Raw genomic sequence first — 26,667 nt, 5'->3', positions numbered from 1 at the left:
CCCCTGATCCGGTCGCCCTGTTTTCGCGTGCCCGGGCGAACCGTCGTGCCTGCATGGAAGGAAACACCTCGATGACCCATCGTGGGTTCAGAACGGGCTTGGCGGCCGCCGCCGGGCTCGCCATGACGCTCGCGTTGCCGGTGGCCCCGGCGAACGCGGCTCAGCAAGCACAACCCGCCGCTCCCGAAGCGGCGGCCGCCCGGGCCGCCGACCAGGCCGCCGCGAGCGGCCTCGACGCCCTCAAGCGCGGCCCGGCCGAGGCGTTCCAGCGCGTCGGCCTGACCGCCGGCGGCGGTGGCCTCTTCTACGGCGCCTACCAGCGGACCTACCAGGGCCTGCGGGTCGTGGGCGGGGACGCGGTGGTCGTGGCCGACGGCGCCGGGCGTGTCCGCGGCACCAGCGCGGCCGAGACCGCGGCGATCACCGTCGGGACCCAGGCCGGGCTCGACGCCGCCAAGGCCGCCGCCACCGCGCGCGCCCAACTGGCCACTGTGGACAATGTGAGCACGCCGGAGAAGGTCGTGCTGGCCGGGGCGACGCCGAAGCTGGCCTACGAGGTCGTCGTCGCCGGGCGCACCGCGAGCGCGCCGAGCAACCTGCACGTGTTCGTCGACGCCGCCACCGGCGCGATCCTCGACAAGCGGGACGACGTCAAGACGTTCTCCTCCGGCGCGAAGACCCAGGCCCAGCCGGGCACGGTGAACGTCGCCGGCACCGGCAACAGCTACTACGTCGGCAACGTCTCGATCGACACCACGCAGTCCGGCAGCACCTACACGATGCGCGACCCGGGCCGCACCGGCATCAGCTGCGGCCGCGAGGGCGGCTCCGTCTACAGCGGCCCCGACAACGCGTGGGGCAACGGCACCGGCACGGACCTCGAAACCGGCTGCGTCGACGTCCTCTACAGCGTGCAGACCGAGTGGAAGATGCTCAGCGAGTGGCTGGGCCGCAACGGCATCAACGGCAGCGGCACCGGCTACCCGGCGTCCGTCGGCCTCGCCGACGTCAACGCCTACTGGAACGGTTCCTCGACCCACTTCGGGCACTCGCAGGACAACCAGCGCCAGGCCACCTCGATGGACGTCGTCGGCCACGAGTTCGGCCACGGCGTCTTCCAGTTCACCCCGGGCGGTGCCGGTTCCGGCAACGAGAACGGCGGGATGAACGAGTCGACCGGTGACATCTTCGGCGCGCTGACCGAGGCGTACGCCAACAACCCGAAGGACGTCCCGGACTACCAGGTCGGCGAAGGCGTCAACCTGGTCGGCCAGGGCCCGATCCGCTACATGTACCAGCCGTCGCTGGTCGGCGACCCGAACTGCTACTCGTCGTCGATCCCGAGCACCGAGGTGCACGCGGCGGCCGGCCCGCAGAACCACTGGTTCTACCTGCTCGCCGAGGGCTCCGCGCCCGGTGGCGGCAAGCCGAACAGCCCGACCTGCAACAGCTCGTCGGTCACCGGGCTCGGCATCCAGAAGGCCGGCAAGATCTTCTACAACGGCCTGCTGAAGAAGACGTCGTCGTGGAACCACAAGGCCGCCCGCAAGGCGACCCTCGAAGCCGCGATCGCGCTCTACCCGGGTAGCTGCACCGAGTACAACACCACCAAGGCCGCGTGGGACGCCGTCTCCGTCACCGCCGCGACCGGTGAGCCGGCCTCGTGCACCGGCGGCGGGCCGGACTTCTCCGTCGCGCTGAACCCGGCTTCGGGTTCCGTGCAGCCGGGCGGCTCGGCCACCACGACCGTCAGCACCGCGATCACCTCCGGCGCGGCGCAGTCGATCACGCTGTCCGCCTCGGGCCTGCCCGCCGGCGCGACCGCGACGTTCAGCCCGGCCACCGTCCAGTCCGGCGGTTCGTCGACGCTGACCATCGCGACGACGTCGTCCACCCCGACCGGCAGCTTCCCGATCACCATCACCGCGGACGGGGCCAGCACCGACCACACGGCTTCGTTCTCGCTCACCGTCGGTACCACCGGGTCGTGCGCGCCGGTGACCAACGGGACCCGGCTGAACATCCCGGACTACCCGGGTGCCGCGGTCAGCAGCACCAGCACCGTGGCCGGCTGCGCGCGCAACGCGTCGTCGACCACCAAGGTCGAGGTGCACATCACCCACACCTACAGCGGTGACCTGGTCCTCGACCTCGTCGCGCCGGACGGCTCGTCGTACCGGCTGAAGAGCTCCAGCTCCTCCTCGACGCCCAACATCAACACGACCTACACCGTCAACGCCTCTTCGGAGGTCGCGAACGGTGCGTGGAAGCTCCAGATCCGCGACGTCGGCCCGGCCGACACCGGTTACCTGTCCTCCTGGACGTTGACCGTCTAGTCCCAAGTCCGTGAAGGACTCCTTACCGGCCTTAAGAGCCGGTAAGGAGTCCTTCACGGCTGTCCCCCTCCCTCACCGAAGGAACTCACCGCCATGAAGTGGAAGACGAAGCTCGGCGCCGGGGTCACCGCCCTGGCCGCTGTGTTAGGGGTCGTGACCGCGCCTGCGGCTACAGCCGCACCGGTCACAACGCTCGCGGCACCGGACATCTCGCTGGCCAACATCAAGACCCACCTCAACCAGCTGCAGACCATCGCGAACAACAACGGCGGCACGCGCTCGGCGCGCGGCGCCGGGTACGCGGCTTCCGTGACCTACGTGGAAAACCTGCTCAAGAACGCCGGGTACACGACGACCCGGCAGACCTGCAGCAGCTGCATCGGGCAGTCGCAGAACCTGATCGCGGAGTGGCCGCAGGGCGACGCGAGCCAGGTCATCATGCTCGGCGCGCACCTCGACAGCGTCAGCGCCGGGCCCGGCATCAACGACAACGGCTCCGGCAGCGCGTCGATCCTCGAGACCGCGCTGACGCTGGCCCGCACCAACCCGGCGATGGCCAAGCGCGTCCGCTTCGCCTGGTGGGCCGACGAGGAGTCCGGCCTGGTCGGCTCGAAGTACTACGTCAACAACCTGCCGAGCGCCGAGCGCACGAAGATCAAGACCTACCTCAACTTCGACATGATCGGCTCCAAGAACTGGGGTTACTTCGTCTACGACGACGTCGCTTCGGTCAAGGCGATCTTCGACGAGTACTTCTCCTCGATCGGCATCCAGACCGAGGGCGACAGCGAGGGTGACGGCCGGTCCGACCACGCGTCGTTCAAGAGCGCGGGCATCCCGGTCGGCGGCCTGGCCACCGGCGCCGGCGACATCAAGAGCTCGGCGCAGGCCCAGAAGTGGGGCGGCACCGCGGGTGCGGCGTTCGACAACTGCTACCACCGCGCGTGCGACACGACGTCGAACATCCCGGACGCGCCGCTGGAGAAGAACTCCGACGCCATCGGGTACGCGCTGTGGAAGCTGGCCGTCGCCGCGCCGCAGGGCAACGACTTCTCGGTGAGCCTGAACCCGACCGCCGGGACCGTCCAACCCGGACAGTCGCTGCAGGTCGCGGTGAGCACCGCGACGACGTCCGGCTCGGCCCAGTCGATCGCGCTGACGGCGTCCGGCCTGCCCGCGGGCGCGACGGCGTCGTTCAGCCCGGCCACCGTGCAGTCGGGCGGCTCCTCGACGCTGACCATCGCGACGACGTCCAGTACCCCGACCGGGACGTTCCCGATCACCGTGACGGCCGACGGCGCGAGCGTCGACCACACGGCGGCGTTCTCGCTGGGTGTCGGCAGCACGTCGTCGTGCGCGCCGGTCACCAACGGGACCCGGCTGAACATCCCGGACTACCCGGGTGCCGCGGTGAGCAGCACCGCGACCGTCGGCGGCTGCGCGCGCAACGCGTCCGGCACCACCAAGGTCGAGGTGCACATCACCCACACCTACCGCGGTGACCTGGTCATCGACCTGGTCGCTCCGGACGGTTCGGCCTACCGCCTGAAGAGCTCCAGCAGTGACTCGACGGCGAACCTCGACACCACCTACACCGTCAACGCCTCGTCGGAGGCAGCGAACGGCGCGTGGAAGCTGCAGCTGCGTGACGTCGGCCCGGCCGACACCGGTTACCTGTCCTCCTGGACGCTGACCGTCTGACCCTCGGAACGACCGGGGGTGGCACTTTCACGTGAAAGTGCCACCCCCGGTAATTTGTCTAGACCACCCGATCGTCGGTAGTCAGCGGTTCCCGGCGGCACCTATCTTGAGCGGACACGCCGCGTTCGCTTCATCGAAGATGGGAGCCGGTATGCCCGGTCGGAGAACCCGCTTTTTCGGAACCCTTCTGGCGGCAGCGCTGGCTGTCCCGCTGCTCGTGTCGGCCCCCGCGCAGGGGGCGGTGCAGGCCGACACGTGCGCGGTGAAGTCGCGTCCCGCGGGCAAGGTCCTGCAAGGCTATTGGGAAAACTGGGACGGCGCCGCGAACGGCGTCCACCCCGGACTGGGCTGGGTGCCCATCACCGACAGCCGCATCGCGCAGCACGGTTACAACGTCATCAACGCCGCGTTCCCGGTGATCCGCTCCGACGGCACGGTGCTGTGGGAGAACGGGATGGACGCCGGCGTCAAGGTCTCCACGCCCGCCGAGATGTGCGCCGCCAAGGCCGCCGGCTCGACGCTCCTGATGTCGATAGGCGGCGCGGCCGCCGGGATCGACCTCTCGTCGTCGGCCGTCGCCGACAAGTTCGTCGCCACGATCGTGCCGATCCTGAAGGCGTACAACTTCGACGGCATCGACATCGACATCGAGACCGGCCTCACCGGCAGCGGCAACATCAAGACGCTCTCGGCGTCGCAGTCGAACCTGATCCGCATCATCGACGGCGTGCTCGCGCAGATGCCGTCGAACTTCGGGCTGACGATGGCGCCGGAGACCGCTTACGTCACCGGCGGCAGCATCACGTACGGCTCGATCTGGGGCGCGTACCTGCCGATCGTCAAGAAGTACGCGGACAACGGCCGCCTGTGGTGGCTGAACATGCAGTACTACAACGGCTCGATGTACGGCTGCGCCGGCGACTCGTACCAGGCCGGCACGGTCCAGGGCTTCACCGCGCAGACCAACTGCCTCAACCAGGGCCTGGTCGTCCAGGGCACCACGATCAAGGTGCCCTACGACAAGCAGGTCCCGGGCCTGCCCGCGCAGCCCGGCGCGGGCGGCGGCTACATGTCGACGAGCCTGGTTTCCCAGGCGTGGCGCGCGATCCCGAGCCTGAAGGGCCTGATGACGTGGTCCCTGAACTGGGACGGCTCGAAGGCCTGGACCTTCGGCAACAACGTCAAGTCCCTGCAGGGCCGCTGATCCCAAGTCCGTGAAGGCCTCCTTACCGGCTCTTATGGCCGGTAAGGAGGCCTTCACGGCTTTCAGGAGTCGCCGGCGGGGATGGGGTCGTTGTACTCGCCCGAGGGGCCCGAGTAGGAGCGGCCGTTCGGGAAGGGCCAGGGGTTCGGGACGCAGCCGTGCAGGCCGAGCGTCTGCTGCTCCATCACCGGCGCCGGCTTTCCCGTGCCGGGGCACAGTTCGTGGCCCTGGCCCAGCCGGTGCCCGGTCTCGTGCGTGACCATGTACTGGCGGTACAACGCGAGCGGGGCGCCGTAGTTCGGGACGGCGTTGGCCCAGCGGGCGACGTTGAGCACGACGTTGCTGCCGTTGCGGCACGACGTGTAGCCGTCCGCGGTGCCGCCGCAGAGCCGGTCGCGGCTGGCCGGGGTGGCCAGGTAGATCGTGAAGTCGGCGCTGTCGTCCGGGCCGACCTGCTGCAGCCGCCACTCGCCACCGCCGGTCCAGCCGCGCGGGTCGCCGAGGATCGTCCGGATGTCCTTGGCGAACTCGGCGGGCCCGACGCCGTCGATGTCGGTCTCCAGCGCGATCCGGTACCGCATCAGCCGGCCTTGTGTCCCGGCCACCTGGTCGCTGCCCGGGGTGAACATCCACTGGCCCGACCCGGTCTGCGGGAACGTGATCAGGACGGTCTGCGCCTGGGTCTGCGGTGGCGGCTGCTGCGCGGGCTGTTCGGCGGGCGGGGGCGGCACGGACGTCGCGTCCGCGATGGCCATGACCACGGGCCCGGCCGCGGGCGCCGCGACGGGCTGGCCTTCACAGGCGGTCACGGCACCGACGACCGCCAGGGCGAGCACGGCGACGGCCGCGGCTCGTCTCGCGGCGGTTTTCGGCATGGGTCCTCCCCAACAGGCGGTGTCACCAGTGGATACGGCTCGCACCGGGGAAAGGTTGCAAGCTCGCGCGACTGTAGAGCTTCACCGCAGTTCAGGACCTTCGGGTGTGACGCCCGACACTCAGCCCAGGAACTTGCGCAGCACGTCGGCGACCTGCCGGATCTCCGCCGTGCGGACATTCTCCTGCTGGGTGTGGGCCAGCGTCGGGTCGCCCGGGCCGAAGTTCACCGCCGGCATGCCCAGGGCCGCGAAGCGCGCGACGTCGGTCCAGCCCAGCTTCGCCGCCGCCTGGCCGCCCGCCGCCGCGACCAGCTCGGCCGCCGCCGGGGCGGACAGGCCCGGCAGCGCGCCCGGCGAAAGGTCCACAACGGACAGTTCGAAGCCCGCGAAGACGTCGCGCAGGTGCTTCTCCGCCGACGCCGGGTCGCGGTCCGGGGCGAAGCGGTGGTTCACCGTCAGTACGGCTTCGTCCGGCACGACGTTCCCGGCGACGCCGCCGCGGATCGCCGTCGCCTGCAGGCCCTCGCGGTAGGTCAGCCCGTCGATGTCGACGATGCGCGGCTCGTACTCCGCCAGCCGGCGCAGCGGCTCGGCGAGCGCGTGGATCGCGTTCTCCCCCATCCACGCCCGCGCCGTGTGCGCGCGGGTGCCGGTGAAGCGCAGCTCGACGCGCATGGTGCCCTGGCAGCCGGCCTCGATGACGCCGTTCGACGGCTCGCCGACGATCGCCAGGTCCCCGGCCAGCCACTCCGGCAGCTCGCGCTCGATCCGGCCGAGGCCGTTCTTGACCGCTTCGATCTCTTCGTTGTCGTAGAAGACGAACGTGATGTCGTGCTTCGGCTCCGGGAGCGTCGCGGCGAGGTGCAGGAACACCGCGTCGCCGCTCTTCATGTCGACCGTGCCGAGGCCGTGCAGGGTCCCGTCGTCGCCGCTGCCCTCGCGCCGCGACGGCCGGTTGCCGTTCTCCGGCACGGTGTCCAGGTGCCCGGCGAGCACGACCCGCGACCCGCGGCCGAGGTGGGTCCGCGCCAGGACGGCGTCACCGTTGCGGACGACCTCGAGGTGCGGCGCCTGCTTCGACAGCGCTTCCTGCACCAAGGTCGCGAGTTCCGCCTCGCTGCCGGAGACGCTGAAGACGTCCACCAGGGCGGCGGTGAGGTCGACGGGGTCGGCGTGCAGGTCGAGGCTCATGACCGGCACGCTACCGGCAGGGCTACCGTGGGTGCGTGGTTAGGTTCCCGGTCGCCGTGGGCGGCGCGTTGCTGGTCCTGCTCCTGTCCGGCTGTAGCAGCGAGGCCGGCCCGACGCCCAAGCAGGGCGGCGAACCCGGGCCGGACGCGCTCCCGACCAAGCTGGACGCGCTGACCGCCGACCAGTGTTACGCCAGCCCGCGGACCCAGTTGCCGAAGGGCTGCGAGAAGTACGTCACGGAGCTCGGCAGCGTCCCCGGCTCGGCCCGCAAGCGCGCCGGCGACAAGGACCCGCAGCTGGTCACCGAGGCGGCCGGGCTCGAACGGGCCGTCGGCACGTTCCGGAGCACCGGCTGCACCACGGTCGCGGACCCGGGCGGGCCCTGCACGCAGGCGCTGGTCGACATCGCCGCCGCCCTTTCGGGGCTGAAGAAGCAGGTCGACGCCCGGCCCACAGAGGGTTGACCCAGGTCACTCCACTACGGTTGGGGCCGTGAGCGAGCAGACCCCGAACCCCGAAACGACCGGCGCCACCGGCGTCGGGCTGGCCACCGTCGCGACCGACGGGACGGTCCTCGACACCTGGTACCCGCAGCCCAAGCTGACCGAGACCGGCGCGTCCGGCACGTCAGACACCTCCGGCACCGACGTCCTGAGCGTCGAAGAGGCCACCGAGGTGCTCGGCGAGGCCGCCGCGGCGCTGCTGGGCCCGGACACCGACCGCGGGGTCGAGGTCGTCGCCGTCCGCACCACGATCGGCAAGCTGGCCGACGCGCTGGCCGGCACCCACGACGTCTACCTGCGGCTGCACCTGCTCTCGCACCGCCTGGTGCGCCCGCACGGCCAGAACCTCGACGGCCTGTTCGGCCTGCTGGCGAACGTCGTGTGGACCAACCACGGCCCGTGCCCGGTCGAGGGCTTCGAGGCGACCCGGCTGCGGCTGCGGGCGCGCGGCGCGGTGACCGTCTACAGCGTCGACAAGTTCCCGCGGATGGTCGACTACGTGATGCCCGCCGGCGTCCGGATCGGTGACGCGGACCGCGTCCGCCTCGGCGCCCACCTGGCGAGCGGCACGACCGTGATGCACGAGGGCTTCGTCAACTTCAACGCCGGCACGCTCGGCGCGTCCATGGTCGAGGGCCGGATCTCGGCCGGCGTGGTGGTCGGCGACGGCTCCGACGTCGGCGGCGGCGCGTCGATCATGGGGACGCTCTCGGGCGGCGGCAAGGAGACGATCTCGCTGGGCGAGCGCTGCCTGATCGGCGCGAACGGCGGCATCGGCATCTCCCTGGGCGACGACACGGTCGTCGAAGCCGGCCTGTACGTCACGGCGGGCACGAAGGTCCTCGTCGACGGCAAGGTCGTCAAGGCGCGCGAGCTCAACGGCGTCTCGAACGCGGTCTTCCGGCGCAACTCCGGCACCGGCGCGGTCGAGGTCGTCGCGCGCGCGGGCTCCGGCGTCGAGCTGAACGCGATGCTGCACGCCAACTGAGGCTTCCCGAAAGCCGTGAAGGCCTCCTTACCGGCGCTTACAGCCGGTAAGGAGGCCTTCACGGCTTATTGGGTGACGTCGGGTTGTTCACCTACCATTCATCTGGTGACCACCGAATCGTTGCCCCACACCCCGGCCGAGCTGGGACTGCCCGACGTCCCGGTCGAGGCGCGGCCGGCCGATCCGGCGGTCCACCACGTGCGCGCCAAGCTCGACCGGGAGATCCGCGCGCTGCTCGCGCACGAGCCCGGCACGCGCTCCGGCGCCGACCCCGAGGACCTGCACCAGATGCGCGTCGCCCTGCGGCGGATGCGCAGCGTGCTCAAGCTCTCGGGCGAGCTGGTCGGTGACGGCGCCGAGCCGGTGCGGGCCGAGCTGGGCTGGCTCGGCCAGTCGCTCGGCGAGGTGCGCGACCACGACGTCCTGATCGAGCACCTGCGCGAGGTCATCGCCGACTTCGAGGTCCGCGACCAGCCCGCCGGCCGGCAGCTGGTCTCCCGGTTCGTCTCCGAGCGCGCGACGGCGAAGGGGCGGCTCACCCGGGCCCTGTCCAGCGCCCGGTACTCGACGCTGCTGCGCGAGGTCAGCCTGCTGACGCGGGCGGCGCCGTCCACTGTGGACGTTCCGCAGCGCGACCTGATCGCCGGGCTGGCCAAGCCGCACCGCAAGCTCGCCAAGGCCGTGCGCGCGCTGCCGGCCGACCCGCCGGACGACGACCTGCACGCCCTGCGCATCCACGGCAAGAAGCTGCGGTACGCCGCCGAGCTGGCCCAGACGTCGGCGAAGAAGAAGCAGGCCAAGCGGATCAAGGCGCTGCTGACGGCCACGAAGGACTTCCAGACGGTGCTCGGCGACCACCAGGACGCGGTGCTCGCGGCCGAGCGGATGCGCACGGTCCTGGACACGGGCGACAGCGCGATCGGCTTCGTGGCCGGCCGCATCGCGGAGCGCGAGCTGACCCGCCGGGCCGAGGCCCGCGCGACGTGGCGAGCCTCCTGGGAAGCCGTCGACGCCGCCGCGCAAGCCGTCGTGAGTGGTAATTAGGGTTCTAACCCGCATTACCACTCACGAGACCGGCACCGAGACCGACCAGACGTACCCGTCCGGCCGCACCAGCACCGTCCGGCCGCCCTCGGCTTCGTACGCCGCGTAGGCGTGGCCGTCGTCGTCGACCAGGTCCGCACCCGTCGCGACGCTCCCCTGCGGGAGGATCCGCAGGCCGGACCCGGGGCCGTCGCCGAAGGACAGCTCCGTCGCGTGCGGGCCGCGGAACAGCTCGAACAGCCGGACGCGCTTGCCGTTGGCGTCGGTCAGCGGGGCGTCCGGGGCGCGGTCGCCCGGCTGCAGCGCGCCGGTGCCGGCCGGGGACAGCGGGCCGCCGCGGTAGGTGATGTCCAGCTGCTGGGTGTCCTCGCCGCGCTTGTGGGCGTCCTCGTCGCCGTCCTTGTACTTCTGCAGCAGCCCCGTCGAGACGCCCAGCACCCGCGCCGCGACGGTCCGGCGCTCCACCTCGTAGCTGTCGAGCAACTCCGGTGAGCCGTCGGCGAGTTTCCAGCCGAGGTTGTAGCCGTCCTGGACGCCGGTGTTGAGGCCCTGGCCGCCGGTCGGCGGGTGGACGTGCGCCGCGTCGCCGGCCAGGAAGACCCGGCCGTCGCGGAAGCGTTCCGCGAGCCGGATGTTCGGCCGCCAGACCGTCGACCAGGCCAGGTCGGACAGCACGACGCCGCCACCGGTCAATGCGTCGAGGCGGGCCTGGACCGCGGGCAGCGCCGTCTCGACGTCCACGTCGCCGTCGCCGAGCGGCGCGCCGAACTGGAAGTGCGGCGTGCCCGGCAGCGGGCTGAACATCATGCCGCTCATCGGGTTCTCCGGCGTCGCGAACCAGTGGCCGTAACCGCGGTCGAGGCCTTCCGCCCGGACGTCGCCGAGCAGCATCCGGATCGACTCGTCCGTGCTGCCCTCGAAGGCGATCCCCAGCGCCTTGCGCACGAGGCTCTTGCCGCCGTCGGCCCCCACCAGGTACGCCGCGCGGACCGTCTCGCCCGTGCTCAGCGTGGCCGTGACGCCGTCGGCGTCCTGCTCGAAGCCCGTCAGCGCGGTCGCCAGTTCGACGCGGACGCCGAACTCGGCGAGCCGGTCGCGCAGGATGCCCTCGGTCTGGGACTGGCCGAGGAACCAGCCGGTCGGGTACGGCTTCGCCGGCGTCGGCTCGACCGGGTCGAACATCATCCGCTCGCCGACGACCTCGCCGCCGAGGTGGATCTTCATCGGCACCGGCGCGGCGCCCTGCGCGAGCACGGCGTCGAGCACGCCGAGGTCCTCGAAGACCTCCAGGGTGCGCGGCTGCAGGCCGTCGCCGCGCGAGCCGACGAAGAACGTCTCGGCCTTGTCGATGATCCGCACGGCGACGTCGCGCCGTGCCAGTTCGATGCCCAGCGTCAGCCCGGTCGGCCCCGCCCCCGCGATCAGCACCGTGGTGTCCATGTCGCCCTCCCAGTGAATTGAAATTCAGTGAATCTGGATTCAGAATGGCACTGCTAGCGTCCCGCGTCAAGGAGGTGGCGGTGAACCGCAAGGAGAAGGCGGCGGAGACCGAGGCCGCGCTGAAGGCGGCGGCCCGGCGCGTGTTCGCGCACAAGGGCTACCTGAACACCAAGATCACCGACATCACGGCGGAGGCCGGGCGCGCGGCGGGGTCGTTCTACAACCACTTCGCCAGCAAGGAAGAGCTGCTCGAAGCGCTCCTGGCCGACATCGCGACCTCAGGCGACGAGAGCGCGCTGACCGAGGGCCACCTCTCGGACTTCAGCGACCCGGCGGCCGTGCGCTGGCACGTGGCGCAGTACTGGGAGTTCTACAAGGAGCACGCGTCGACGATGCGCGCCCTCGGCCAGGCGGCGCTGGTGAACGACGCGTTCGCCCGCACCCTCGCCGGCTTCGGCGCCACCCAGGCGGCGGACCTCAACGGCCACCTCGAGCACATCACGGCCGCGGGCATGCGACTGCCGGCGCGGCTGGACCTGAGCATCGTGATGATGTACCGGCTGGTCGACAGTTTCGCGCAGATGTGGCTGCTCGACCCGGCCCCCACCGGCTGGACCCCACCGACCGACGAAGAGGCGGTCGAGGCCCTCACCCGGTTCGTCTACCGGGGTTTCACCGGCCGCGACTACTAGGCGCTCAGGCGCTCGACAGCCGCGTCGACGCGCTCATCCGTCGCCGTCAGTGCGACGCGGACGTGGCGGCGGCCGGTCGGGCCGTAGAACGTGCCCGGTGCGACCAGGATGCCGCGGTCGGCGAGCCACGCCACCGTCGCGTGCGCGTCCTCGTCGCGGGTGGCCCACAGGTACAGGCCGGCCTCGGAGTGGTCGACGCGGAAGCCGTTGTCCTGCAACGCCTTCCGCAGTGCCAGCCGGCGGCGGGCGTAGCGTTCGCGTTGTGCGGCCAGGGCCTCGTCGTCGGTCAGGGCGGCGACCATCGCCTCCTGGACCGGGCGCGGCACGATCATGCCCGCGTGCTTGCGGATCTCCAGCAGCTGCGCGATCAGCTGGGGATCACCGGTCAGGAACCCGGCGCGGTAGCTGGCCAGGTTCGCCGACTTCGACAGCGAGTGCACCGCGATCAGGCCCTCGGTGCTGCCGCCGGAGACGTCCGGGTGCAGCACCGACAGCGGTTCGGTCTCCCAGCCGAGCGCCAGGTAGCACTCGTCGGACACCACGACGACGTCGCGCTCGCGCGCCCACTCGACGACCTTGCGCAGGTGCTCCACCGGCAACACGCGACCGGTCGGGTTGGACGGCGAGTTGAGCCAGATCATCGCCGGGCGCTGCGGGCCCAGCGCCGTCAAGCCGTCGGACCGCAGGATCGACGCGCCCGCGAGCAGCGCCCCGACCTCGTAGGTCGGGTAGGCCAGCTCCGGGATGACGACGAGGTCGCCCTCGCCGAAGCCCAGCAGCCGCGGCAGCCAGGCGACGGCTTCCTTGGACCCGATCGTCGGCAGCACGGCGCCGGCCTCGATGCCGGTGACCCCGTGGCGGCGGCCGAGCGCGGCGATGGCCGCCGCGCGCAGCGCCGGGATGCCGTGGGTCGTCGGGTACCCGGGGATCTCCGAGACCGACGCCAGGGCGTCACGGATGCCGGCCGGGACCGGGTCGACGGGCGTGCCGATCGAGAGGTCGACGACCCCGCCGGGATGCGCCTGCGCCGTGGCCTTGACCTCGGCGAGCGAATCCCAGGGGAAGTCGGGCAGCGCGACGCGGCTCATTCGCCCTGGGGCTGAGGGGGCAGCGCCTTGACGAAGGCGGGGTCGTGGGCCGTCTTGCCGACCTTCGACGCCCCGCCGGGCGAGCCCAGCTCGTCGAAGAAGTCGACGTTGGCCTTGGTGTAGTCCGACCAGCCGTCCGGGACGTCGTCCTCGTAGTAGATCGCCTCGACCGGGCAGACCGGTTCGCAGGCGCCGCAGTCGACGCACTCGTCCGGGTGGATATACAGCATCCGTTCGCCCTCGTAGATGCAGTCCACGGGGCACTCGTCGATACACGCCTTGTCGAGCAAGTCGACGCAGGGCTCGGCGATCACGTAGGTCACTGCGCACTCCTGCTTTTCTCTGCCAACAGCCAGTCGCCGCCGACATTACGCGGCACGGCCACCGGTCGGGATGGTGAGGCAACCCTTAGCCATACTCGGGGTATGGCGGGGATCAACGGTCGCGGCGGCGCTTGGGCGGGACGGCGCGGGCATCGCCGGTGATCACGAACTTGGGCTTGGCGGGCGCACCCTCTTCGTCCTCCTTCGCGCCGACAGCGCGGTTGAAGCCCTCGGAGATGTCGTCGACCAGCTCTTCCTTGTGCCGTTCGTCCTTGCGCTGGACGCCCATCGCACCCGGCCTCCTTCGGAAATCGGTTCGCCGCCTCAGGGACAATCTAGCCGTGAATGCTCCCGAAATGCTTGAGATCCGCTGCAGCCGGGCCTGGCCCCCGCTGGCCGAAGCGCAGCTCGGCGAGTGGGTGCTCCGCTGGGCCGGCGGCTTCACCGGCCGTGCGAACAGTGTCCTGGCCGTCGGGGACGCCGGACGGCCGGTCCGCGAGGCCCTGGACGCGGTGTGTGACTTCGCCCACGATCGGGGGATCCCGCCGATGGCGCAGGTGGTCCGCGACAGCCCGAACGAGCACGCGATCGTCGCCGAGGGCTGGGTCGAGGCGAAGGGTCACCGCCGTGGCCACGAGGTCGTCGTCCTCACCGCGCCGCTGGCGCCAGAGCGGCACTTTCACGTGAAAGTGCCGCCCCCAGGTGGTCACTTTCACGTGAAAGTGACGGATGAGCCCTCGGACGCCTGGTGGGAGCTGACGCTCGGGCCCGGCGAGGACTCCCCCGCCGCGCGGCAGGTCCTGACCGGCGGGAAGGTCGGCTACGGCGTCGCGACGCTGGACGGCGTCACGACCGGTGTCGTCCGCGGCGCGCTGGTCGACGGCTGGCTGCACGTCGGCCGGCTCGAGGTCGCCCCGGCCTTCCGGCGCCGCGGGCTCGCGTCCGCGCTGATGGCGGCGCTGGGCACCTGGGGCGTGGAACACGGAGCCGATCGCGCGGTGTTGCAGGTCGCGGAAGGCAACGAGGGCGCGCTCGCGCTCTACGCGGGGCTCGGGTACGCCCCGCACCACCGATACCGCTACTGGGTGCCCGCACCCGGCTCGCGCATCGAGGGAGAGGAAGATTCGACGTCGTGAAGATCGTGGTGATGGTCGGCGGAGTGGGCGGGGCCCGTTTCCTGCTGGGAGTCAAGGCAGCACTGGGCATGGCGCCGGAGGGCGCGAGCGAGTCGCCGCACGAGGTGACGGCGCTGGTCAACACCGGCGACGACGTCTGGATGCACGGCCTGCGGATCTGCCCTGACCTCGACACCTGCATGTACACCCTGGGCGGCGGGATCGACAAGGAACGCGGCTGGGGGCACTCGGGCGAGACCTGGGTGGTCAAGGAGGAGCTGGCGGCCTACGGCGCCGACCCGGACTGGTTCGGGCTCGGCGACAAGGACATCGCCACTCACCTGATCCGGTCCCGGATGCTGCGCGCGGGCTACCCGCTGTCCGCGGTGACCGAGGCCCTGTGCGACCGCTGGCAGCCCGGCGTCCGGCTGCTGCCGATGTCGGACGACCGCGTCGAGACGCACGTCGTGATCGACGACCCGGACCAGGACGGCCAGCAGAAGGCCATCCACTTCCAGGAGTGGTGGGTGCGCTACCGCGCCGAGCCGAAGGCGCACTCGATCGTCGCCGTCGGCACTGACGAGGCCAAGCCCGCGCCGGGCGTGCTCGAAGCCATCGCCGGCGCCGACGCGGTGCTGTTCGCGCCGTCGAACCCGGTGGTGTCAGTCGGCACGACGTTGGGCGTGCCGGGGATCCGGGACGCGCTGCGCAAGACGTCCGCCGGTGTGGTCGGGGTGTCCCCGATCATCGGCGGCAAGGCGTTGCGCGGGATGGCCGACGCCTGCCTGACCGCGATCGGCGTCGAGACGTCGGCCGAGGCGGTGGGCCGGCACTACGGCTCGCGCAAGGACGACGGCGTGCTCGACGGCTGGCTGATCGCCGAAGGCGAGACGGCCGATGTGCCGGGCGTGACCGTCCGCGACGTGCCGCTGCTGATGTCCGATGTGGACGCGACCGCGGCGATGGCCCGCGCCGCTCTCGAACTCGCTGGAGCCCCCGTTGAGTAACACCGCCGACCACGCTTCCCCGAAGCTGGAGATCCTGCCCGTCACCGGGCTGCCCGAGTTCCGCCCGGGCGACGACCTGACCGGCGCGATCGTCACCGCCGCGCCCTGGCTGCGCTCGGGCGACGTCGTGGTCGTGACCAGCAAGATCGTCTCGAAGGCCGAGGGCAGGCTCGTCCGCGTGCCCACCGAGCCCGAGGCCCGCGACGCCGCCCGCCGCAAGCTCGTCGAGCAGGAAGCCGTCCGGATCGTCGCGCGGATCGCCCGCACGGTGATCACCGAGAACCCGCTGGGCATCGTGCAGGCGGCGTCCGGCATCGACGCGTCCAATGTGGCCGGTGACGAGGTCGCGCTGCTGCCCGCCGACCCCGACGCGTCGGCGTTGGCGTTGCGCAACGGGCTGCGCGAACGGCTCGGCGTCGAGGTCGCCGTGGTCGTCACCGACACCATGGGCCGCGCCTGGCGGGTCGGGCAGACCGACAACGCCATCGGCGCGTCCGGGCTGCGCGTGCTGCACGCCTACCGGGGCACGATCGACGGCCAGGGCAACGAGCTGGCCGTCACCGAGGTGGCGATCGCCGACGAGCTCGCGTCGGCCGCGGACCTGGTCAAGGGCAAGCTGGGCGGGACGCCGGTCGCCGTCGTCCGCGGTCTGGACCTCTTCGACGACGGCTCGACCGCGCGGACGCTCATCCGGCCGCTCGAAGAGGACCTCTTCCGGCTGGGCACCAACGAAGCCATCGCGCAGGGCCGCCGGGAAGCCGTGCCGGTCCGGCGGTCGGTGCGGCAGTTCAGCGACGAACCGGTCTCGCCGACGTCGATCCGGCGAGCCGTCGGCTCCGCGCTGACCGCGCCCGCGCCGCACCACACGCACCCGGTGCGGTTCGTCTGGCTGCGCGACGGCGCGAAGCGCAAGGAGCTGCTCGACGCGATGCGCGAGTCGTGGCAGGCGGACCTCAACGGCGACGAGTTCACCCCGGAGCAGGTCGAGAAGCGGCTCAGCCGCGGCGACATCCTTTACCGGGCCCCGGAAATCGTCATCCCGTTCCTGGTGCCGGACGGCGCGCACACCTACCCCGACGCCCGCCGCAACGACTGCGAGAAGACGATGTTCACCGTCGCCGGCGGGGCCGCGGTGCAGGGCTTGCTGGTCGCGCTCGCCGCCGAAGGCCTCGGCTCGTGCTGGATCGGGTCGACGATCTTCGCCGCCGACGTCGTCCGCGACGTCCTCGGCCTGGACGAGCGCTGGCAGCCGCTGGGCTCGGTCGCGATCGGCATCCCGCTGGACGAGCCGGCCCCGCGGGGCGCGGCCGCGCCGGGTGACGGGCTGCTGGAGCTGTGAGCCTGCACGCCGAAGCCGTCGCGACGCTGGGTTCGTGGACGCCTCCGGACGCGTCCCAGGAGTCGCTGCGCCAGGCGTTCCTCGGCTTCCTCGCGGCGCGGGACGACACGTGCCGCCGGTCGTGCGAGGCCGGGCATCTGACGGCGTCCGCGGTGCTGCTGGACCACACCGGCACGCGGGTGCTGCTCACGCTGCACCCGCGCGTCGGCCGGTGGCTGCAGCTCGGCGGGCACTGCGAACCGTCCGACGTGTCGTTGGCCGACGCGGCGCTGCGGGAGGCGACCGAGGAGTCCGGCGTGTCCGGCCTGCGGATCGGGGACGCGCCGGTGCACCTGGACGTCCACCCGATCACCTGCTCGCTCGGGGTGCCGACGCGGCACTTCGACGTCCGGTACGCCGTGCACGCGCCGCCGGGTGCGGAGCCGGTGCGCAGCGACGAGTCCGACGACCTGCGGTGGTGGCCGGTGGACGCGCTCCCGGCCGGCTCCGAGGATCTCGCCGATCTGGTGAAAGCGGCGGTTTCTGTCGGTGCCGGGCACTAGCCTGGAGCCGGGAGAGGGAGGACCACATGGCTACGCAGTTCCCCGAGCGGGTGCACATCCACTCCGGTGGCGGCAGCGGCAGCGGGGTGTTCGGCTACATCGTCGTCGGCCTGCTGATCCTCGCGATCATCGTGTTCGTGATCGTCGTCGCGGTGCGGGTGTCGAAGATGCGGCGGACCGAGGCCATGCGCGCCGGCGGGCAGTTCCCCGCCGCGAACTTCCCGCCGCAGCAGGGTTTCGCGCCGCCGTCGCAGAGCTTCCCGCAGCCGGGCGGGTTCGCGACGGCACCGCAGGGGCCGCCGCCGTCGCAGGGGTTCCCGCAGCCGTCGCAAGGGTTTCCGCAGCCAGGCGGGTTCCCGCAGCAGCAAGCCGGGTTCCCGTCGCCGTCGCAGGACTTCCCGCAGCCGGGTGTTCCGCAGCAGCAGGCCGGCTTCCCACAGCCGGGCGGGTTCGCGCCCGCACCACAAGGGCCGCCGCCGTCGCAGGGATTCCCGCAGCAGCAGCCGGGCTTCGCGCCGGTGCCGCCGGGGCCGCCGCCGGCTCAGCAGGGCTACTACCCGCCGCAGCAACCGCCGCCCGGTCCGGGAACGGGGCCGCAGAGCTGGTGAGCCCGATCGTCCCCTTCGACAGCGCGTCCCCGGTGCCGCCGTTCGAGCAGGTGCGTGCCGGGCTCGCGGCGCGGATCAACGACCGCTCGCTGGCCGTCGGCACGAAGCTGCCCACGGTGCGGCAGCTGGCGGTCGACCTCGGCATCGCGCCGAACACCGTCGCGCGGGCCTACCGGGAGCTGGAAGAGGCCGGGCTGATCGAAACCCGCGGCCGCGCGGGCAGTTTCGTCGGCGCCTCCGGCGACCAGACGCGCCGCCGGGCCCAGCAGGCCGCGGCCGAGTACGCGGCGGTCACCCGTAGGCTCGGCCTGGACGCAACCGAGGCGCTGTCGATCGTCCGCGCCGCGCTCGACGAAGGGAGCGGCTGACCCGTGACCGTGCTGATGCTGTTGATCCTGCTGGTGGTGCTCGGGGGCATCGCGGCGGTCGTGATCGTCGTGATCAACGTCTCGAAGCCGAAGCAGCCGCCGTACCCGCCGCAGCAGTTCCCGGGCTACCCGCCGCAGCAACCTGGCTACCCGCCCCAGCAGGGCTACCCGGGCCAGCAGCCGGGTTATCCCCCGCAGCAACCGGGTTACCCGCCCCAGCAGCCGGAATATCCGCCGCAGCAGGGCTACCCCGGCCAGCAGCCGCCGCCATACCCGCCCCAGCAGGGCGGCTACCCCCCGCAGCAGTAGGACAAGCCGTGAAGGCCTCCTTACCGGCCATAAGAGCCGGGAAGGAGGCCTTCACGGCTTTCCGCATGTCCTGAAGGGCACCCTCAGGGCTTTTACGTCCCTGAGGGTGCCCTTCAGGACATTCCGGGGGTCCTCACATGGCGCGGTATTCGCGTAGTTCGATGCGCGGGCCGAAACGCGGGCGGCGGTGGCCCGCCGCTTCCAGGTAGCGGACCGCGCGCTGCCGTTGCGGCGCGTACGGCGCCAGCAGCTCCGCCATCCCCTCGTCGTCGAGCTTCGCGCCCAGCAGCGCGTGGCCCACCATCGACGGGATGTTGTAGTCCCCGAAGCTCACCGCGTCCGGGTCGCCCCACGCGCGCTGCGCGATCTCCGCGGCCGTCCAGACGCCGATGCCCGGCACGTGCCGCAGCAGCAGCCGGCCTTCGCGGCCGCGCAGCTCCACCGCCCGTTCCAGGTGGTGCGCCACGCGGGCGGCGTTGAGCAGCGCCGTCCGCCGCTTGATGTCGACGCCCGCGCGGTGCCAGTGCCAGTCGTGCAGCGACCGCAGCGCCACCGGCGTCGGCGGCACGCGCAGGCGGTCCGGGGCCGGGCCGGGCGCCCGCTCGCCGAACCGGCGGCACAGCTCCGCCCACGACCGGATCGCTTCCTTGCCGGTCACCTTCTGCTCCAGCACGGCGAGCACCAGCCAGTCCCACACGAACCCGGTCGCGCCGAGCCGCAGGCCGGGGTTCTCCCGCCGGGCCCGCGCGACGACGTCGTGGTGCGCGACGAACCCGCTGTCGTCGTCGTCCGCGCCGAGCAGCGCCGGGACGCCGCTGAGCAGCCGGTCCGCCCCGGCACCCCACGCGGCGGCCTCGATCCGGCCGTCACCCAGCTTGCGCAAGGCGAGCGTGCCGGGGCCGTCCGGCGTGTTCGACGCCAGCCAGGTGACGCCGCGCTCGTCGGTGAAGATGTTGAGCGATCCGCGCCCACGCGTCAGCGGACCCAGGACCCGGCCCAGGTCGACCTCGAACGCGGGACGCCAGAACATCGGCTACGCGTCGCTCGAGAAGCGGACGGAACCGTCGGGGAGCACGACGTCGGGCCAGATCCGGGCGCCGTCGAGCAGCTCGCACCCGGCACCGACGGACGCGCCGTCGCCCACCACCACGCCGCGCAGCACCGCGCCGGCGCCGACGCGCGCGCCGTGCCCGAGCACCGAGTTCTCGACGATCGCGCCTTCGGAGACGGCCGCGCCGTCGAACAGGACCGAGCCGTCGATCCGCGCGCCGGAGCCGACGACGGCCGCGACGCCGATGGTCGAACCACCGGACAGCTCGGCGTCCTCGGCCACGGAAGCGCCGTCGAGGACCAGGAACTCGCCGGTCCGGCCGGGCAGCGCCGACGTCGGCGCGATGCCTCGCACCAGGTCGGCCGAGCCGCGGACGAACGCTTCGGGCGTGCCGACGTCCAGCCAGTAGGACGCGTCGACGAACCCGTGGATGTGCGCGCCCTGCTCCAGCAGGCCGGGGAACGTCTCGCGCTCCACCGAGACACGGCGCCCGGTCGGGATCGACTCGATCACCGGGCGGCGGAAGACGTAGCAGCCGGCGTTGATCTGGTCGGTCGGCGGGTCCGGCGTCTTCTCGAGGAAGGCCTGCACACGCCCGGTTTCGTCGGTGGGCACCGAGCCGAAGCGGCTCGGGTCCGGGACGCGCTGCAGGTGCAGCGTGACATCGGCGCCGGTGTCGTGGTGCACGCGCAGCTGCTCGCCGAGGTCCGAGCCGGAGATGATGTCGCCGTTGAAGACGATCACGTGGTCGGCGCGCAGCTTGTCGTAGACGTTGCGGATGGCGCCCGCCGTGTCGAGCGGCTCCTCCTCGACGACGTACTCCAGCTCCAGCCCGATCGCCTCGCCGTCGCCGAAGTACTCCTCGAACACCTCCGCCCGGTAGCTCGTCCCCAGCACGACGTGCCTGATCCCGGCCTCGCGGATGCGGGAGAACAGGTGGCTCAGGTAGGGCGTCCCGGCTGTCGGGAGCATCGGCTTCGGCGCCGACAGGGTGAGCGGCCGCAGCCGGGTGCCTTTGCCCCCGACCAGCACGACGGCGTCGACAGCGCCGGTTCGGACCTCGGACGTCACGGAAATCTCCTCCTGTATCACGCACCGCTGAGCGACAAGCCGCGGGAAACCCTGACGGAGGTCGCCCGGAGGGCCTACCCTAGACAGGAAACTAGCGGGCCTTTCCCCAGAGGGCCCCGGGTCAGTCGGGAGGCCGAGGGGATGGACCCCCGCGATCGGGCGGACGCCCTGCTCGCACGAGCCCAGGCGCGTGGTGTGTTCGTGGTGACACCGGACAGCGCCATTTCGCCCATGGACGCCTCGAACACGCAGCAGATACCGCGTGCCGCCATCGACGGCCTCGACAGAAGCCAGGACCCGGACACGACCACGCAGCTGCCGGCGTCGCTGATCGAGGAGAACGACCACCCGCTGGCCGGCAAGTCGCCGACCCGGCGGCTGGAGGCCTCCGGCGCCACAGGCGTCGCCAGCGGCGCGGGCGGGCGGCGCCAGCAGGTGACCACGCCGCTGAGCACGCCGTCGCCGACGACGCCGTTGAAGACCCCGGTCACGACGCCGCTCGCGCGCCGGCCCCAGGCCGAGCCGATCACGAGCCCGCTGAAGGAGCCCGATCCGGAGGACACCGGCCTGGTGCCGACGGTGACGCAGAACAACGGCAGGTCCGACCTGTCCCGCCGGCTCGACGGGATCTAGCGGGTCTCGAGCTTCAGTCGGAGCTTGAGGCCGAGCTTCACGGCGGCCAGGAGCGGCTTCCAGGCGAGACCCCGGTGGCGGTCGGCGAGGTAGCGGTAGGCGCTGTCGTGGTGTGCCTTCAGCATCTTCTCCGACGCCTGCGACGTCGAGTGCCCGCCTTCGTGCATCACGCTCGCCGACGGCGCGTAGACGTTCTGCCAGCCCGCCTTGGCCAGCCGGTCGCCGAGGTCGACGTCCTCGAAGTACATGAAGTAGCGCGTGTCGAAGCCGCTGACGGAGTCGAACGCCTCCCGGCGCAGCAGCTGGCACGAGCCGGACAGCCAGCCCGCGACGCGCTCGACCGGCGTGCCGGTCTCCTGCCGGTACTGCCTGGTCCAGGGGTTGGCCGGCCAGACCTTGGCGAACGCGGCGTGGCCGATGCCCCGGCCGAACGAGGGCAGCAGCCGCGCCGACGGGTAGACGGTGCCGTCGAGGTCGTGGATCAGCGGCCCGAACGCACCCCCGCGCGGCCACCGCGTGGCGACGTCGAGCAGCGCGTCGAGCGAGCCGGGCTCCCATTCGAGGTCGGGGTTGACGACGACGACCCAGCCGTACCGGTCGTCGAGCTCGGCGACGCCGCGGTTGGCGGCGGTCCCGTAACCGACGTTCTCCCCGATGTCGAGCAGCTGCACGTTGGCCCGCGGCCGCGTGACCTCCTCGAGGGCCCCATCGACGGAAGCGTTGTCCGCGACGACCACCTTGACCTCGCGCTCGGTGGCCTTCTCGAGGGTGTCGAGGAACCGCTCGATGGTGTCCTCGGAGAAGTAGGTCACGGTCACGACGCCGACATCATCGCCATAGCGGGAGTCCTCAGTCACCCGGCCATTGTCCACGCGTCACCGAGCGTGAAGCGGGTGCCCCGGGCCAGGAGCAAGGTGAGAGAAGCCAGCGGGCCGGCTCACGTGATCAGGAGGTCGACACGCGTGCTTGAAGGGTCGACACGCCAGAGGTCAGGGGCGCACGCCGTGTCGTCGCTCTGATCACGCGTGTCGGCTCCGGAATCACGCGAGTCGACCCCTCGATCACACGGCTCAGCGGGTGGGAGCGGATTGCGTACCCAGACGGTCGGCTCGCGCACTCGAGCGGTCGGCTCGCGTAGCTGGAGGGTCGGTTCACGAGCCGACCGTCCAGGTACGTGAACCGACGGTCTGGGTACGCAAGCCGACTGTCTGGGTACGCGGGGCAGCGGGTGCGGAGGTGACGGGACCAGGCCTTGGCTGGTTCCGCTCGGCGAGCGAACTCTCCCGAAAGTCACTCGAAGTAGCCACCCGACTGCGGAACGCACGATCGACCGCGCCATGATGACCCGATGACGGTGCACGCCTTCGTCGACGAGTCAGCGCGCGGCGGCAACTTCCTGTTGTGCGCGACCGTTGTGGAGCCTGCCCACCTGACGTCGACCCGGCGCGCGTTGACTCGCTCCTGCTCCGTGGCGCACGCGAACTGCATTTCAAGAAGGAGAAGGAACCTCGCCGCCGGATGCTCATCGACCGGATCGCGGCGCTGCCGGTCTCCGCTCGGCTCTACCTCGCCGAATGCACTCCCAAGACCGAAGAAGCCGCCCGCCAGCGTTGCATCGAGCACTTGGCGGAGGATCTGCTCGTGTTGCGGGCACACCGGTTGGTCCTCGACTCCCGCGACCACCGCGACGGTCATGACCGCCGGACCTTGCAGCTGGCGTTGGGAGTCCGGCCGTCGAAGACGGAGCTCACCTACGAGCACGTCGACTCCACAGCCGAGCCCCTGCTGTGGATCTCCGACGCCGTGGCGTGGTGCTTCGGGGCGGGCGGTGACTGGCGGCGCCGGGCGAACCCGCTGGTCGCCGAAGTCCTCACCGTCTGAGAACTGCGAAAAGCCCGCAAGACGACCGTCCGGACGCGTTGCGGGCTCTCATACTCGGTCCCACGGGGACCTCGCATCATCAGGTTACCACCGCCGAAGGCGGTCAGCGGGTGCGGAGGTGGCGGGACCAGGCCTTGGCGTACGCCTCCCGGTGGCGTTCCGCGGTGGTCGCCCATGAGAACTCCTTGGCTCGCTGCTGGGCCGCCGTCGCCAGTTCGGACCTGCGGCCCGGGTCCGCCAGGAGTTCCGAGATCGCCGCCGCGACGTCGCCCGCTCCCACTCCGCAGTACGCGACCGCGTCGCCGCCTACCTCCGGGAGTGACAGCCTGCGCGTCGTCAAGACGCAGGCGCCGCACGCCATCGCCTCCAGGACCGGCAAGCCGAAACCCTCGCCCAGTGACGGGTACGCCACCAGCGACGACCCGCCCAGGAAGCCCGCCAGCGTGCCGAACGGCAGGTAGCCCGCGCGGATCACGCGCAGGCGGTGCGGGACGGCGTCCAGCGCGCGCTCGACCTGCGTGTCCCAGCCCGGCTGGCCCGCCAGGACCAGCGCCGGGGCATCAGCCCGCCCGGCTACCGCGCGGGCGAAGCCGCGGATCAACGCCGGGACGTTCTTGCGTGGCTCCAGCGCCCCGAGGAACGCCACGTACGGCGTCCGGCCCAGGCCGACGGCCGTGCGCGCGGCGAGAACCTCCGCCGGGGACGGCGGGTGGAAACGCTCCGTGTCGACGCCGTGGTGGATGACCTCCACCGACGCGTGCCGCACCGGGCTGACGCGGGCCAGCTCCGCGGCCGTCGCCGCCGACGGGACCACGCACAGCGTCGCGCGGCGCAGCGCCGTCGCCGTCCACGCGCGGAAGAAACGGGCCTTCACCGACGAGTGCAGGACGGCGTCGGTGAAGAACGTCGCGTCGTGCAGCGTGACGACCGAAGCGGCCGACGTCGCCAGCGGCATCGTGTAGTGGGGCGAGTGGACGACGTCCGCGCCGAGGCGGCGCACCAGCCGGGGCAGGGTCGCCTGCTCCCAGGTCAGCCGCGCGGTGCGGGTGGTCGTCGACGGCGAGGCGGGCACGATGCGTGACCTCGGCGCCAGCCGATCGTAGAGCTGCAGGTCCCGCGGCTGGCAGACGACGGCGATGCGAGCACCGTCCGCGTCCAGCGCGGCGACGAGCGAATCCACGTACCGGCCCACCCCGCCGCGGTCCGCGGGCACCGCGGTCGCGTCGATCAGGACCCGGGGATCATCGCTCACCCCCGTAGGGTACGGCGGCGACGCAGCGTCATGGTGGGGAACTGGCAAACCCGCTAGCTACGCCCCCGGCGGTGGATGGCCCAGACGGCTTCCGCGGCGCGACGCCACGTGAACGACTTCGCGCGGTCACGCCCCGATCGGGTCAACTCGGCTGCCCGCTCGGGTGAACCGAGCACCTCACGCAGGGCTTTCGCCAGGGCCGCCGCGTCGCCGCGCGGGACCGTGACGCCCGCGCCGCCCGCGACCTCGACCAGCGCCGGGACGTCGGTGTGCACCACCGGGACGCCGGCCGCCATCGCCTCCAGCAGGCCCAGCCCGAAGCCCTCGGCGAGGCTCGGCACGGCCAGCACGCTCGCCCCGCGCAGCACGGTCGCCAGCTCGGCGTCCGGCACCTTCCCCAGCACCCGCAGCCGCTCCGGCGGCAACCCGCGCTCGACGGCCAGCGCGACCGGGTCGACGCCGCCCCAGCCCGGCTGCCCGGCGAGCACGAGCACCGTGTCGTCCAGCGCGGCGACGGCGTCGATCAGCACGTCGATGCCCTTGCGCGGCTCGATCGTGCCGACGGCCAGCACGTACCGCGCGGGCAGGTCCAGCGGCGCGTCCCCCGCCGGGACGCGCACGCCGTGCGGGACGACGTGCACCGGGACGTCGACGTCGACCAGCACCGCCAGCTCGTCGGCGACCGCCCGCGTCGGCACGACCAGCCCGGACGCGCGGCGCGCGGCCCGCGCGATCATCGACCGGTGCCAGCTGACGCCACGCGCGGTGAGCGTCTCGGGGTGGGTCCACGGCACGGTGTCGTGCACGGTCACGCTCAGCGTCCGCCCGGCCGGGGTGCGCGGCGGCGCGAACGGCGTCGGCGCGTGCACCGCGTCGCCGCCCGGCCACCAGGGGATCCCCAGCTGCCAGACGCCGATCAGCGCCCGCGGCGGGAGCCCCAGTACCCGCGGGCCCTCGACGCCGTCGAGCTCGGCCGCGGCGACGTCGGCGTGCCGCGCGACGACGCTGGACACCGTCCAGCCCGGCGGCGCGGTCCGCGCGAGCGCGGGGAGCAGCTCGGCCGTGTAGCGCCCGGTGCCACCGGGCACGGGCGCGAGGAGCTGCTCGGCGAGCACGACCAGTTCGGGCACGCGGCTATTGTGCGGGACGTGACGCCGAATCCCGCCACCACGGTGGTAGTCGTGACCTGGCGGGGCGCCGGGCACGTCACCGCCTGCCTCGACGCGCTCGCCGCGCAGACGCGTCCACATCGGACGCTCGTGGTGGACAACGCCTCCGACGACGGGACGGCCGCACTGCTCGCGGCCCACCCGAGCAAGCCGCGAGTGCTGCGGCTCCCCCGCAACACCGGCTACGCGGGCGCGCTCGCCGTCGCCGTGAAACAGCTCGAGACGCCGTTGATGGCGTGGCTCAACGACGACGCCGAACCCGAGCCCGGCTGGCTGGAAACCCTCGAAGACACGCTGGAGAAGTCGCCGCTGGCCGCCGCCGCGACGGCGCTGCTCGTGCTGCCCGGCGGCACCGTGCAGTCCGCCGGGGTACGGCTGACCGCCGACGGCCACGGCGCCGACCTCACCGAGCCCACGGGCGAGGTCTTCGGCTTCTGCGGCGGCGCGGCGCTGCTGCGCGTCGACGCCCTGCGTGCCGTGGGCGGCGTCCCGGCGGGGTTCTTCTGTTACTACGAGGACACCGACACGGCGTGGCGGCTGCGGCTGGCCGGCTGGGACGTCGTCGCGGCGCCCGGCGCCCGGGTCCGGCACGCTCACGGCGTCAGCAGCAAGCCCGGCTCGGTGCCGTTCCACCGCTGGAACGAGCGCAACCGGCTGCTGATGCTGCTGCGCTGCGCCCCTCGCGGCGTCGCGCTGAACCAGGTGGCCCGGTTCGCCGTGTTGACAGCGGTGCTGCCGCTGCGGGGCCGCCCGGCCGCGGCGAACTTCCGGTTCGGCCTGCGCTGCCGGGTCCTGGCCGAGGTCGGCGCGCGGTTGCCGGCGACGCTGCTGGCCCGGCGCCGGATCGGCCGTCGCGCGGCACTGGGCCGAGGCGCGGTCTGGGAGGCATGGGCCGGGGTTTGTCAATCCGGCCGAAAGTAGGCGGAGACGGACCGCA

General features: G+C 72.1%; 28 protein-coding genes. 17 read left to right on the top strand and 11 right to left on the bottom strand.

Features of this window, described 5'->3' with window-relative positions:
* Positions 1–71: 71 nt before the first annotated feature.
* From OG439_RS43990 to OG439_RS43980, 3 genes are all read left to right on the top strand, one after another.
* Positions 72–2,336, top strand: coding sequence for a M4 family metallopeptidase (locus OG439_RS43990; protein ID WP_326946288.1), 2,265 nt, complete (start codon positions 72–74; stop codon positions 2,334–2,336).
* Between the two features lie 93 nt (positions 2,337–2,429).
* Positions 2,430–4,037, top strand: a complete 1,608-nt coding sequence (locus OG439_RS43985) for a M28 family peptidase (RefSeq protein ID WP_326946287.1) — start codon at positions 2,430–2,432, stop codon at positions 4,035–4,037.
* 151 nt (positions 4,038–4,188) lie between these two features.
* The gene (locus OG439_RS43980; protein WP_326946286.1) at positions 4,189–5,241 is read left to right on the top strand and encodes a chitinase; all 1,053 of its coding nucleotides are present in this window, start codon (positions 4,189–4,191) and stop codon (positions 5,239–5,241) included.
* A 62-nt stretch (positions 5,242–5,303) separates the two neighbouring features.
* Here the strand turns inward: OG439_RS43980 and OG439_RS43975 are convergent, their stop codons facing one another.
* Positions 5,304–6,116, bottom strand: coding sequence for a DUF3152 domain-containing protein (locus OG439_RS43975; protein ID WP_326946285.1), 813 nt, complete (start codon positions 6,114–6,116; stop codon positions 5,304–5,306).
* 120 nt (positions 6,117–6,236) lie between these two features.
* Positions 6,237–7,307 (bottom strand): succinyl-diaminopimelate desuccinylase, encoded by a 1,071-nt coding sequence (dapE, locus tag OG439_RS43970; protein ID WP_326946284.1) that lies wholly within the window; start codon positions 7,305–7,307, stop codon positions 6,237–6,239.
* Between the two features lie 56 nt (positions 7,308–7,363).
* On the opposite strand from dapE, the gene OG439_RS43965 reads away from it, so the two are divergent.
* The 3 genes from OG439_RS43965 to OG439_RS43955 all read left to right on the top strand — a co-directional run bounded on the left by OG439_RS43965 (position 7,364) and on the right by OG439_RS43955 (position 9,842).
* Entirely contained in the window at positions 7,364–7,771 is a 408-nt protein-coding gene (locus OG439_RS43965; RefSeq protein ID WP_326951764.1) for a hypothetical protein, read from the top strand.
* A gap of 28 nt (positions 7,772–7,799) precedes the next feature.
* Positions 7,800–8,798 carry a 2,3,4,5-tetrahydropyridine-2,6-dicarboxylate N-succinyltransferase gene (gene dapD / locus OG439_RS43960; protein ID WP_326946283.1) on the top strand — a complete coding sequence of 333 codons (999 nt, stop codon included), beginning with the start codon at positions 7,800–7,802 and terminating at the stop codon, positions 8,796–8,798.
* Positions 8,799–8,903: 105 nt separating this feature from the next.
* Positions 8,904–9,842, top strand: a complete 939-nt coding sequence (locus OG439_RS43955; protein ID WP_326946282.1) for a CHAD domain-containing protein — start codon at positions 8,904–8,906, stop codon at positions 9,840–9,842.
* A 21-nt stretch (positions 9,843–9,863) separates the two neighbouring features.
* Here the strand turns inward: OG439_RS43955 and OG439_RS43950 are convergent, their stop codons facing one another.
* Entirely contained in the window at positions 9,864–11,282 is a 1,419-nt protein-coding gene (locus OG439_RS43950; protein ID WP_326946281.1) for an FAD-dependent monooxygenase, read from the bottom strand.
* A gap of 44 nt (positions 11,283–11,326) precedes the next feature.
* Here OG439_RS43950 and OG439_RS43945 point away from each other — a divergent pair, with 44 nt between their 5' ends.
* Positions 11,327–11,974 (top strand): TetR/AcrR family transcriptional regulator, encoded by a 648-nt coding sequence (locus OG439_RS43945; protein ID WP_326946280.1) that lies wholly within the window; start codon positions 11,327–11,329, stop codon positions 11,972–11,974.
* On the opposite strand, the gene dapC is transcribed toward OG439_RS43945, so the two are convergent.
* The 3 genes from dapC to OG439_RS43930 form a co-directional block, all read right to left on the bottom strand.
* Positions 11,971–13,062, bottom strand: coding sequence for a succinyldiaminopimelate transaminase (gene dapC, locus OG439_RS43940; protein WP_326946279.1), 1,092 nt, complete (start codon positions 13,060–13,062; stop codon positions 11,971–11,973). The two genes, OG439_RS43945 and dapC, sit on opposite strands and share 4 nt — an antisense overlap.
* A complete protein-coding gene (gene fdxA, locus OG439_RS43935; protein ID WP_247060974.1) occupies positions 13,059–13,385 on the bottom strand; it encodes a ferredoxin in 327 nt (108 codons plus the stop codon). The genes dapC and fdxA overlap by 4 nt, the downstream gene beginning before the upstream one ends.
* Before the next feature lie 112 nt (positions 13,386–13,497).
* A complete protein-coding gene (locus OG439_RS43930; RefSeq protein WP_247060972.1) occupies positions 13,498–13,674 on the bottom strand; it encodes a hypothetical protein in 177 nt (58 codons plus the stop codon).
* Positions 13,675–13,741: 67 nt separating this feature from the next.
* Here OG439_RS43930 and OG439_RS43925 point away from each other — a divergent pair, with 67 nt between their 5' ends.
* From OG439_RS43925 to OG439_RS43895, 7 genes are read left to right on the top strand one after another with little or no spacing between them, the layout of a single operon-like run.
* A complete protein-coding gene (locus tag OG439_RS43925; RefSeq protein WP_326946278.1) occupies positions 13,742–14,521 on the top strand; it encodes a GNAT family N-acetyltransferase in 780 nt (259 codons plus the stop codon).
* Positions 14,518–15,507: a 2-phospho-L-lactate transferase gene (gene cofD, locus OG439_RS43920; protein WP_326946277.1), complete on the top strand. Its 990-nt coding sequence runs from the start codon at positions 14,518–14,520 to the stop codon at positions 15,505–15,507. The genes OG439_RS43925 and cofD overlap by 4 nt, the downstream gene beginning before the upstream one ends.
* On the top strand, positions 15,500–16,846 hold the full coding sequence (locus OG439_RS43915) for a coenzyme F420-0:L-glutamate ligase (protein WP_442792260.1): 1,347 nt from the start codon (positions 15,500–15,502) through the stop codon (positions 16,844–16,846). Before cofD ends, OG439_RS43915 begins: the two co-directional genes overlap by 8 nt.
* Complete coding sequence (locus OG439_RS43910) at positions 16,843–17,388, top strand: NUDIX hydrolase (RefSeq protein ID WP_326946275.1); 546 nt, start codon at positions 16,843–16,845, stop codon at positions 17,386–17,388. Before OG439_RS43915 ends, OG439_RS43910 begins: the two co-directional genes overlap by 4 nt.
* Before the next feature lie 26 nt (positions 17,389–17,414).
* Positions 17,415–17,996: a hypothetical protein gene (locus OG439_RS43905; RefSeq protein ID WP_326946274.1), complete on the top strand. Its 582-nt coding sequence runs from the start codon at positions 17,415–17,417 to the stop codon at positions 17,994–17,996.
* Positions 17,993–18,364 (top strand): GntR family transcriptional regulator, encoded by a 372-nt coding sequence (locus tag OG439_RS43900; protein WP_247060967.1) that lies wholly within the window; start codon positions 17,993–17,995, stop codon positions 18,362–18,364. The genes OG439_RS43905 and OG439_RS43900 overlap by 4 nt, the downstream gene beginning before the upstream one ends.
* Before the next feature lie 3 nt (positions 18,365–18,367).
* Positions 18,368–18,673 carry a hypothetical protein gene (locus OG439_RS43895; RefSeq protein WP_326946273.1) on the top strand — a complete coding sequence of 102 codons (306 nt, stop codon included), beginning with the start codon at positions 18,368–18,370 and terminating at the stop codon, positions 18,671–18,673.
* A gap of 133 nt (positions 18,674–18,806) precedes the next feature.
* On the opposite strand, the gene OG439_RS43890 is transcribed toward OG439_RS43895, so the two are convergent.
* On the bottom strand, positions 18,807–19,703 hold the full coding sequence (locus OG439_RS43890; RefSeq protein WP_326946272.1) for a DNA-3-methyladenine glycosylase family protein: 897 nt from the start codon (positions 19,701–19,703) through the stop codon (positions 18,807–18,809).
* 3 nt (positions 19,704–19,706) lie between these two features.
* The gene (locus tag OG439_RS43885; protein ID WP_326946271.1) at positions 19,707–20,795 is read right to left on the bottom strand and encodes an NDP-sugar synthase; all 1,089 of its coding nucleotides are present in this window, start codon (positions 20,793–20,795) and stop codon (positions 19,707–19,709) included.
* A 141-nt stretch (positions 20,796–20,936) separates the two neighbouring features.
* On the opposite strand from OG439_RS43885, the gene OG439_RS43880 reads away from it, so the two are divergent.
* Entirely contained in the window at positions 20,937–21,428 is a 492-nt protein-coding gene (locus tag OG439_RS43880) for a hypothetical protein (protein ID WP_326946270.1), read from the top strand.
* Here the strand turns inward: OG439_RS43880 and OG439_RS43875 are convergent.
* Positions 21,425–22,285: a glycosyltransferase family 2 protein gene (locus OG439_RS43875; protein ID WP_326946269.1), complete on the bottom strand. Its 861-nt coding sequence runs from the start codon at positions 22,283–22,285 to the stop codon at positions 21,425–21,427. The two genes, OG439_RS43880 and OG439_RS43875, sit on opposite strands and share 4 nt — an antisense overlap.
* A gap of 661 nt (positions 22,286–22,946) precedes the next feature.
* On the opposite strand from OG439_RS43875, the gene OG439_RS43870 reads away from it, so the two are divergent.
* On the top strand, positions 22,947–23,309 hold the full coding sequence (locus OG439_RS43870) for a hypothetical protein (RefSeq protein WP_326946268.1): 363 nt from the start codon (positions 22,947–22,949) through the stop codon (positions 23,307–23,309).
* A 103-nt stretch (positions 23,310–23,412) separates the two neighbouring features.
* Here OG439_RS43870 and OG439_RS43865 read toward each other — a convergent pair whose 3' ends face one another.
* Together OG439_RS43865 and OG439_RS43860 are read right to left on the bottom strand one after the other, a co-directional pair.
* A complete protein-coding gene (locus tag OG439_RS43865; RefSeq protein ID WP_326946267.1) occupies positions 23,413–24,561 on the bottom strand; it encodes a glycosyltransferase family 4 protein in 1,149 nt (382 codons plus the stop codon).
* A 53-nt stretch (positions 24,562–24,614) separates the two neighbouring features.
* On the bottom strand, positions 24,615–25,691 hold the full coding sequence (locus OG439_RS43860; protein WP_326946266.1) for a glycosyltransferase family 4 protein: 1,077 nt from the start codon (positions 25,689–25,691) through the stop codon (positions 24,615–24,617).
* 9 nt (positions 25,692–25,700) lie between these two features.
* Here OG439_RS43860 and OG439_RS43855 point away from each other — a divergent pair, with 9 nt between their 5' ends.
* Positions 25,701–26,651, top strand: coding sequence for a glycosyltransferase family 2 protein (locus OG439_RS43855; RefSeq protein WP_326946265.1), 951 nt, complete (start codon positions 25,701–25,703; stop codon positions 26,649–26,651).
* Positions 26,652–26,667 lie beyond the last annotated feature (16 nt).

Source organism: Amycolatopsis sp. NBC_01307 (genome assembly GCF_035975215.1).
Lineage (GTDB): Bacteria > Actinomycetota > Actinomycetes > Mycobacteriales > Pseudonocardiaceae > Amycolatopsis.
The sequence above is the reverse complement of the archived record's forward strand: the minus strand, read 5'-3'. Positions and strand labels throughout refer to the sequence as shown.